The 8,633-nt window shown below is 73.0% G+C and carries 8 protein-coding genes; all 8 read left to right on the top strand.

The window, feature by feature from the left end; translation table 11 throughout:
* Positions 1–377 (top strand): exodeoxyribonuclease VII large subunit (locus CCR87_RS04755; protein WP_338048875.1); only part of this gene is annotated, 377 nt, incomplete at its 5' end.
* 527 nt (positions 378–904) lie between these two features.
* Positions 905–1,417 carry a division/cell wall cluster transcriptional repressor MraZ gene (mraZ, locus tag CCR87_RS04750; RefSeq protein ID WP_201156421.1) on the top strand — a complete coding sequence of 171 codons (513 nt, stop codon included), beginning with the start codon at positions 905–907 and terminating at the stop codon, positions 1,415–1,417.
* Positions 1,417–2,421 carry a 16S rRNA (cytosine(1402)-N(4))-methyltransferase RsmH gene (gene rsmH / locus CCR87_RS04745; protein ID WP_201156422.1) on the top strand — a complete coding sequence of 335 codons (1,005 nt, stop codon included), beginning with the start codon at positions 1,417–1,419 and terminating at the stop codon, positions 2,419–2,421. The genes mraZ and rsmH overlap by 1 nt, the downstream gene beginning before the upstream one ends.
* Positions 2,421–2,783 (top strand): cell division protein FtsL, encoded by a 363-nt coding sequence (ftsL, locus tag CCR87_RS04740; RefSeq protein ID WP_201156420.1) that lies wholly within the window; start codon positions 2,421–2,423, stop codon positions 2,781–2,783. Before rsmH ends, ftsL begins: the two co-directional genes overlap by 1 nt.
* On the top strand, positions 2,780–4,567 hold the full coding sequence (locus CCR87_RS04735) for a peptidoglycan D,D-transpeptidase FtsI family protein (protein WP_201156419.1): 1,788 nt from the start codon (positions 2,780–2,782) through the stop codon (positions 4,565–4,567). Before ftsL ends, CCR87_RS04735 begins: the two co-directional genes overlap by 4 nt.
* Before the next feature lie 23 nt (positions 4,568–4,590).
* On the top strand, positions 4,591–6,084 hold the full coding sequence (locus CCR87_RS04730) for a UDP-N-acetylmuramoyl-L-alanyl-D-glutamate--2,6-diaminopimelate ligase (RefSeq protein ID WP_201156418.1): 1,494 nt from the start codon (positions 4,591–4,593) through the stop codon (positions 6,082–6,084).
* The gene (locus tag CCR87_RS04725) at positions 6,081–7,490 is read left to right on the top strand and encodes a UDP-N-acetylmuramoyl-tripeptide--D-alanyl-D-alanine ligase (protein ID WP_201156417.1); all 1,410 of its coding nucleotides are present in this window, start codon (positions 6,081–6,083) and stop codon (positions 7,488–7,490) included. The genes CCR87_RS04730 and CCR87_RS04725 overlap by 4 nt, the downstream gene beginning before the upstream one ends.
* A gap of 4 nt (positions 7,491–7,494) precedes the next feature.
* Positions 7,495–8,580 (top strand): phospho-N-acetylmuramoyl-pentapeptide-transferase, encoded by a 1,086-nt coding sequence (gene mraY / locus CCR87_RS04720; protein ID WP_201156416.1) that lies wholly within the window; start codon positions 7,495–7,497, stop codon positions 8,578–8,580.
* Positions 8,581–8,633 lie beyond the last annotated feature (53 nt).

The raw sequence follows: 8,633 nt of genomic DNA, 5'->3' as shown, positions 1-8,633 counted from the left end.
TTTTGCGGCGGCTGGCCGAGGAGCGCCGCCGCGCCGGCCTTGCCGCCGCGCAGATGGCGGCGGCGCAGACCGCCCGGCTGGGACGGCTGTCGGACCGGCTGGCGGCGCTGGACCGGCTGCGCCAGTCCCTGGGCCACGGTGCAACGCTGCGTCGGGGTTTTGCGCTGGTGCGCGCCGACGGGCGGGTTGTCACCGCCGCCGAGGCCGCCGGCGCCGCCACCGCGCTGGAGCTGGAATTCCACGACGGCCGCGTGGCAGTGCGCCCGGGCGCGCCGCGCCCGCGCCCCGCCGCCCGTCCCGCGACCCGTCCCGGTGCGCGTGGGGGGGATGGCGGTGGCGACAACGATGGCGGCGGCGATCAGGGCCAGCTGTTCTGAGGCGACGAATCACGCCCGATGCCACCGCCGTGATTCGTCGCGCCCCCCGGGGAGGCACCCCCGCCGGGAGTTTGCGGCCTGCGCCGGGATTTAGCGGGATTGCGCGGTACTTTCTTCCGTGGCGGGTGGGGTCCCTGTATCTGGATGTTGTTGTGTGCGTGATAACCATATGTGGGGTTTTCAGCGCCGGCTGGCCCCGTGTGGCGGGCCTTTGCCGGGTGCCCGGGGCGGCCCTGTGCCATGCGGTGGGGCAAATTCCAGTTGCTACCCATGAATTCCCATGGCACATTTTCCCCAGATGAGCGGGGACAGGGGCACCAAGACCCCACCAGACGAAAGTCAGGTTTCATACAGGCAGCCCGCCTCATCACACGAAAGAGATCCGGCGCGCGGGCGAGCAGCATCCCCCAGGTGGCGCGCGACGTCGGACAGGCCCGGACGGGGCGAAACGCGGCGGACCGGGCGGTGGCAGCAACCCGGTCCGCCGTCGTCGTCTCAAGGGGGGCCAAGGCGAGGGGCAGACAGCGGTGGCGCGCAGGTTCCGAGGCCAGTTCCACCAGAAGGTCGACGCCAAGGGCCGGGTGTCGATCCCCGCGCTGTTCCGCCGGGTGATCGAGGCATGCGATCCCGACCACGTCGACGGCCAGCGCCCCAACCTCGTGATCCATTTCGGACCCCGTACGCAGGCGTTCCTGACGGGATACACCATCGAGGCGATGGACGACATCGACCGGCGCATCGACGCGTTGCCGCGCGGATCGCGCGCGCGCCGCACGCTGGAGCTGACGGTGCACGGCCAGTCCCTTCCCACCCAGCTCGACGAGGACGGCCGCATCGTGCTGCCGCAGCGCCTGCGCGAACGCCTGGGCCTGGAGGGTGAGGCGTTCTTCATCGCCGCCGGCGACAGCTTCCAGATCTGGAAGCCCGAGACCTTCGAGATCGAGGAGGCCCGCACCGAAGCCTGGCTGGAGGAGCAGGGGCCGGACTTCGATCCGTTCTCGCTGCTGCCCGACCTGCCGGGCACGGACGGCGGGGCATGATGGCAACGGACGGCCCCGACACCCCGCCGCATGTGCCGGTCCTGCTGGGCCCGATCCTGGAGCGCGTCGCCCCGGTGTCGGGCGTCTGGGTGGATGGCACCTTTGGCGCGGGGGGCTATGCCCGCGGGCTGTTGCAGGCGGGTGCGGCGCGGGTCGTCGGCATCGACCGCGATCCCGACGCGCTGTCCGCCGCCGCCGCCTGGGCGGGGCAATGGGGCGACCGGCTGCGGCTGGTGGCGGGGAACTTCGCCGACCTCGACCGGCTGGCGGCAGGGGCGGTGGATGGGCCGGTGGATGGCGTGGTGCTCGACCTCGGGGTGTCGTCGATGCAGCTGGACCAGCCGGGGCGGGGGTTCTCGTTCCTGCGCGACGGGCCGCTGGACATGCGCATGGGCCAGGCCGGACCCTCCGCCGCCGATCTGGTGAATGAGGCGCCCGAGGCGCTGCTGGCCGACATCCTGCACCAGTACGGCGAGGAGCGCGCCGCCCGCCGCATCGCCCGCGCCATCGTGGCCGCGCGCACGGATGCGCCGATCACCACCACCGCCCGGCTGGCGGGGCTGGTCGCGTCGTGCCTGCCGCGCCCCAAGCCCGGACAGGTCCACCCCGCCACCCGCAGCTTCCAGGCGCTGCGCATCGCCGTCAACGACGAGCTGGGCGCGCTCGTCGCCGGGCTGGAGGCCGCCGAGCGTGCGCTCGCCCCCGGCGGGCGGCTGGCCGTCGTCAGCTTTCACTCGCTGGAGGATCGCGTGGTCAAACGCTTCCTTGCGCTGCGCGCGGGCCAGGGTCCGGGCACCAGCCGCCACGCCCCCGAGGCCGCGACCCTGGCGCCGCGGTTTCGCCTCGACACCCGGCGCGGCATCGCCGCCGATGACGCCGAGACGGCCGCCAACCCGCGCGCGCGCTCGGCCCGGCTGCGGATCGCCACGCGCCTCGATGCGCCGGCGGGCGCGGTGGATCGCACGGCGCTGGGCCTGCCGCCGCTGGTGCTGGGGGCGGGCTGATGCGAGGGATCCTCTATGTGCTGACGGCGGTGGGGGTGATCGCGCTGGCGTTCTGGGCCTACCGCGAGACGCACCGCACCCAGACCGCGATGTCCGAACTGCGCGCCCTGCAACAGGAGATCGGCGCCCTGCGCGAGGGGGTGTCGGTGCAGCGCGCGGAGTGGGCGTGGCTGAACCGTCCCGACCGGCTGCGGATGCTGGCCGAGCTGAACTATGACCGACTGCGCCTGATGCCGCTGCGCCCCGACCAGTTCGGCGAGATCGCGCAGATCGCCTTTCCGCCGCCGCCGCCGGTCGATCCCGTGCCGGACCCGCCCGTCACCGCCCGCGACGCAGACGACGCAGACGAGGAATTCCCATGACCCGCACGCCCCTTCGCCCGCTGGCGCGCATCCTGCAAAGCCGCGCGCGGGGCGAGAATCCCGACGCCATCGAGCGCGAGAACATCCGCCTGCGCGCCGAGGCCGACCGCGCCCGCGCCCATGCCCGTGCCGAGGGGCGGCTTCTGGTGCTGGCGGTGGCGTTCTTCCTTGCCTTCTCGGTGGTGGGGCTGCGGATGGGGCTGGAGGCGGCCTCCGACCCGCGCGAGCCGACCATGGCCACGCGCGGTGGTGACGCGATCACCGCCAACCGCGCCGACATCGTGGACCGACAGGGCCGGGTGCTGGCGACCAACCTGGTCACGCATGCGCTTTACGCCCAGCCGCCGCAAATGGTGGACCCGGCCCGCGCCGCCCGCGAACTGGCGGCGATCTTTCCCGACGAGGACGCCGAGCGGCTGGAGGCGCGCTTCACCCGCGAGGGCGCGCGCTTCGTCTGGGTGCGTCGGCGGATGTCGCCCGAGCAGCTCCAGGCCGTCCACGACATCGGCGAGCCGGGCCTGCTGTTCGGCCCGCGCGAGATGCGCCTCTATCCCAACGGCCGCATGGCCGCGCATGTGCTGGGGGGTGCCAGCTTCGGGCGCGAGGACGTGCGCGCAGCCGAGGTGATCGGCGTTGCGGGCGTGGAGCGGATCTTCGACACCGAGCTGCGCGATCCGGCCGCGGGCGGCGCGCCGCTGCGGCTGTCGCTGGATCTGTCGATCCAGGCGGCCGTGACCGAGGTGCTGGAGCGCGGCGTGGCGATGATGAGCGCGCGCGGCGGCACCGCGATCCTGATGGAGGCGCGCACCGGCCAGATCGTGGCGCTGGTGTCGCTGCCGGACTTCGATCCCAACGACCGCCCCAGCCCGCTGGTGGAGGGCGATCCGGCCGACAGCCCGCTGTTCAACCGCGCGGTGCAGGGGGTGTACGAGCTCGGCTCGGTGTTCAAGGCGTTCCCGGTGGCGCAGGCGCTCGACCGTGGCATCCTGCGCCCCGACAGCATCGTCGATACCGCCGGCCCGCTGCGGTGGGGGCGGTTCCGCATCACCGACTTCCGCTCGCGCGGGGCGCGCCAGAGCGTGTCGGACATCTTCGTGCACTCCTCCAACATCGGCACGGCGCGCATCGCGCAGATGATGGGGATCGAGGCGCAGCAGGAGTTTCTGGGCCAGATCGGCCTGCTGGAGGCCTCGCCGGTGGAGCTGACGGAGGCGCCGCAGGGCCGTCCGCTGACGCCGCGCAACTGGTCCGAGCTGTCGATGATGACGATCTCCTATGGCCACGGCCTCAGCGTCAGCCCGATGCACCTGGCGGCGGCCTATGCGCCGCTGGTCAACGGTGGCACGACGGTCACGCCGTCGCTGGTGCAGCGCCCGCGCGTGCCTGCGGGCGAACAGGTGATCTCGGCCGAGGCGTCGGCGGCGTTCAACGTGATGATGCGCGAAACCGTTGCGCGCGGGACCGCCACCATGGCCAATGTCGCGGGCTATCACGTCGGCGGCAAGACCGGGACGGCCGACAAGCCGCGCGCCACCGGCGGCTATTACGAGGGCAAGGTGATCGCGACCTTCGTCGGGGCCTGGCCGATGCCGGACCCCGAATACCTGCTGGTCGTCACCCTCGACGAGCCGGTGGAGACATCCGGCACCGAGCCGCGCCGCACCGCCGGCTGGACCGCCGTGCCCGTGGCCGGCGAGATCATCCGCCGCACCGCCCCCATGCTGGGCATGCGCCCCGACGTTGCGGGCCCCCGCGCCGATGCGGTATCGAGCATGCGTCCATGAGGGCTTCATCGGGGGCGGGTCGGATGGCAGGATCGGCAGGAAAGACGGCGTCGCTCGCCGATCTGGGGCTGGCGGCGCGCGGCGGGGCCGAGGCGCGGATCACGGGCGTGTCGCTCGACAGCCGGGCGGTGCGGGAGGGGCATCTGTTCGCGGCCCTTCCCGGCACCCGGGTGCATGGCGGCGAGTTCATCACCTACGCCCTGCGGATGGGGGCGGGCGCGGTGCTGACCGACGCCGCAGGGGCCGCGATCGCGGCCGACGCGCTGGCCGCGCACCCCGTGCCGCTGGTGGTGGCCGAGGACCCGCGCCAGGCGCTGGCCTATGCCGCCGCGCTGTGGTTCGCGGCCCAGCCCGACACGATGGTCGCGGTGACCGGGACCAACGGCAAGACCTCGGTCGCAAGCTTCACCCGGCAGATCTGGGCGGCGCTGGACCACCCGGCCGCCAGCATCGGCACTACCGGGGTGGAGGGGGCGTTTTCGGCGCCGCTGCCGCACACCACGCCTGACACGCTGACGCTGCACCGCCTGCTGGCCGCGATGGCGGACGATGGTGTGACCCACGCCGCGATGGAGGCCTCCAGCCACGGCCTTGACCAGCGGCGGATGGATGCGGTGCGGCTGGTGGCGGCGGGGTATACCAACCTCAGCCAGGATCACCTGGATTACCATGGCGACATGGACAGCTATTTCACCGCCAAGGCCGGTCTGTTCGCGCGGCTCCTGCCCGACGACGGGGTGGCGGTGATCAACTTCGACGATCCGCGCGGGGCCGACATGGCGGCGATCGCGCGCGCACGCGGCCAGCGCGTGATCGGCGTGGGGCAGGGGGCGGACGCCGACCTGCGCCTGCTCGTGCAGCGGGCCGAGCCGGAGGGCCAGATCCTGCGGTTTTCCTGGGACGGGCGGCCGCATCAGGTGCGGCTGGGCCTGATCGGGGCGTTCCAGGCGGAAAACGTGCTGGTGGCGGCGGGGCTGGCGATCGCGGCCGGCGACGCGCCCGAGCGGGTGTTCGCCGTGCTGCCGCGCCTGACCACCGTGCGCGGAAGGATGAGCCATGTGGCCACCCGCGCCAACGGCGCGCCGGTGTTCGTGGATTACGCCCATACGCCCGCGGCGGTGGCGACCGCGCTGGCGGCGCTGCGCCCGCATGTGCTGGGCCGGCTGATCTGCGTGCTGGGCGCCGGCGGCGACCGCGACCGCGCCAAGCGCCCGCTGATGGGCCACGCGGCGGCGGCCCATGCCGACGGCATCTATGTCACCGACGACAATCCGCGGTCGGAGGACCCGGCGGCGATTCGCGCCGCGATCCTGGCCGCCTGCCCCGAGGCCACCGAGGTCGGCGACCGCGCCGAGGCGATCCTGCGCGCCGTCGATGCGCTGGGGCCGGGCGACGCGCTGCTGATCCTGGGCAAGGGGCACGAGACCGGCCAGATCGTCGGCGACACCGTCTATCCCTTCGATGATGCCGAGCAGGCCAGCATCGCGGTTGCAGCCCTCGACGGCACCGACCGATGAGCCTGTGGACCGCCACCGACGCCGCCGCCGCCACGGGCGGGAGGGCGCAGGGGAACTGGGCCGCCACCGGCGTCTCCATCGACACGCGGACGCTGGCGCCGGGGGATCTGTTCGTCGCGCTGACGGCGGCGCGCGACGGGCACGACTTCGTGGCCGATGCGCTGGCGGCGGGGGCGGCGGCGGCGATGGTGTCGCGGGTGCCCGCACGGGTGGCGCCGGATGCGCCGCTGCTGGTGGTGGCGGATGTGTTCGCCGCGCTGCAGGCGCTGGGGGCGGCCGCGCGCGCGCGGATGGGCGGGCGGGTGATCGCGGTCACGGGCTCGGTCGGAAAGACGTCGACCAAGGACATGCTGCGGGTGATGCTGGCGCGCCAGGGCGCGGTGCATGCGGCCGAGGCGAGCCTCAACAACCACTGGGGCGTGCCGCTGACGCTGGCGCGGATGCCTGCGGCCACCGACTTCGCCGTGGTGGAGATCGGCATGAACGCGCCCGGAGAGATCGCGCCGCTGGCCCGCCTCGCGCGGCCCCATGTGGCGCTGATCACCACCATCGCGCCCGCACATCTGGAGCGTCTCGGCTCGCTGGAGGGCATCGCCGAGGAGAAGGCCGCGATTTTTGAGGGGTTGGAGCCCGGCGGCGTCGCGGTCTGGCCCGAGGGGCTGACGACCTCCGATCTCCTGCGGGCGCGCGCGGCGGGGCACGACAGCCGCCCCTTTGGTCCCGGCACCGCGCACAACCTCGGGGCGGTGCACACCACGCCCGAGGCGACGGTGGCCGAGGCGGTGATGGACGGCGCGCCGGTGCTGCTGAAGCTGCCGGGCGCGGGGCGGCACTTTGCCATGAACGCGCTGGGCGCGCTGGTGGCGGCGACGGCGGCGGGCGCCGATCTGGCATTGGCGGCGCTGGATCTGGCGGGCTGGATGCCGCCGGGCGGGCGGGGGGCGCGCAGGCGTGTGGTGCTGGATGCGCAACTCGAACAGGGGTTCGAGGTGATCGACGACGCCTACAACGCCAACCCGGCGTCGGTCGGGGCGGCGCTGGATATGCTGGCGGAGGCGGTGCCCGCGCCGCGCGGCCGCCGCATCGCCATCCTGGGCGACATGCTGGAGCTGGGCGCGGACGAGGCCGCGCTGCACGCGGCGCTGGCCGGGCATCCGGCGATGGCCCGCATCGATACCGTCCACACCGCGGGCGCGCGCATGGCGCATCTGTGGCACGCGCTGCCACCCGCCCGGCGCGGGGTGCAGGCGGCGGACGCGGGCGCGCTGGCGGCGGCGGCGGGCGATCTGGCGCGACCCGGCGACATCCTGCTGGTCAAGGGCTCCAAGGCCAGCGGCGTGGCAAGGATCGTTGACGCGCTGGCCAATCTGGGGCAGGCCGCGCGGCACACTTCATCAGGAACCTAGACCCATGCTCTTCTGGCTGAGCGAGCTTTCCGACGGCGGGGGTGTGTTCAACCTCTTTCGCTACATCACCTTCCGCGCGGGGGCCGCGTTCTTCACCGCGCTGGTGTTCGGCTTTGTCTTTGGCCGGCCGCTGATCAACCTGCTGCGCCGGCGCCAGCGCAATGGCCAGCCGATCCGGGACGACGGGCCGGCCAGCCACCTGCTGACCAAGGCCGGAACGCCCACCATGGGCGGCGTGCTGATCCTCGGCGCGCTGACGGTGGCGACGCTGCTGTGGGCGCGGCTGGACAACCCCTATGTCTGGATCGTGCTGCTGGTGACGGTGGCGTTCGGCGCGCTGGGCTTTGCCGACGACTACGCCAAGGTCTCCAGGGGCAACCACAAGGGGGTGCCGGGGCGGGTGCGGCTGCTGATCGGCTTTGGCATCGGGGCGCTGGCGACGACGGCGGCCATGCTGATGCATCCGCCCGAGCTGACGTCGCAGCTGGCGGTGCCGCTGTTCAAGGACGTGCTGGTCAACATGGGCTGGTTCTTCATCCCCTTCGGCATGGTGGTGATCGCGGGCGCGGCGAATGCGGTGAACCTGACCGACGGGCTGGACGGGCTGGCGATCATGCCGGTGATGATCGCGGCCGGCACGTTGGGGGCGATCGCCTATGCCGTGGGGCGGGTCGATTTCACCACCTATCTGGAGGTCCATTTCGTCCCCGGCACGGGTGAGCTTCTGGTGTTTGCCGCAGCGCTGATCGGGGGCGGGTTGGGGTTCCTGTGGTACAACGCCCCGCCCGCTGCAGTGTTCATGGGCGACACCGGGTCGCTGGCGCTGGGGGGCGCGCTGGGGGCCATCGCGGTCGCCACCAAGCACGAGATCGTGCTGGCCATCGTCGGCGGTCTGTTCGTGCTGGAGGCGCTGTCGGTCATCATTCAGGTGGTGTACTTCAAGGCCACCGGCAAGCGTGTGTTCCTGATGGCGCCGATCCACCACCACTTCGAGAAGAAGGGCTGGGCCGAGCCGCAGATCGTGATCCGGTTCTGGATCATCAGCCTGGTGCTGGCGCTGATTGGCCTGGCGACGCTGAAGGTTCGCTGAGCCCCGCCACCGGCGCCCGGCCCGGACGCGGGCCCCGTGGGGCAGGCGTCCCA

The sequence above is a fragment of the Rhodobaculum claviforme genome (assembly GCF_016653255.1).
Classification (GTDB): Bacteria; Pseudomonadota; Alphaproteobacteria; order Rhodobacterales; family Rhodobacteraceae; genus Rhodobaculum; species Rhodobaculum claviforme.
The sequence above is the reverse complement of the archived record's forward strand: the minus strand, read 5'-3'. Positions and strand labels throughout refer to the sequence as shown.

Coding starts and splice junctions, on each gene's coding strand:
- rsmH (WP_201156422.1), top strand. CDS start 1,417: ATGGCAACGGACGGCCCCGACACCCCGCCGCATGTGCCGGTCCTGCTG.
- ftsL (WP_201156420.1), top strand. CDS start 2,421: ATGCGAGGGATCCTCTATGTGCTGACGGCGGTGGGGGTGATCGCGCTG.
- CCR87_RS04735 (WP_201156419.1), top strand. CDS start 2,780: ATGACCCGCACGCCCCTTCGCCCGCTGGCGCGCATCCTGCAAAGCCGC.
- CCR87_RS04730 (WP_201156418.1), top strand. CDS start 4,591: ATGGCAGGATCGGCAGGAAAGACGGCGTCGCTCGCCGATCTGGGGCTG.
- CCR87_RS04725 (WP_201156417.1), top strand. CDS start 6,081: ATGAGCCTGTGGACCGCCACCGACGCCGCCGCCGCCACGGGCGGGAGG.
- mraY (WP_201156416.1), top strand. CDS start 7,495: ATGCTCTTCTGGCTGAGCGAGCTTTCCGACGGCGGGGGTGTGTTCAAC.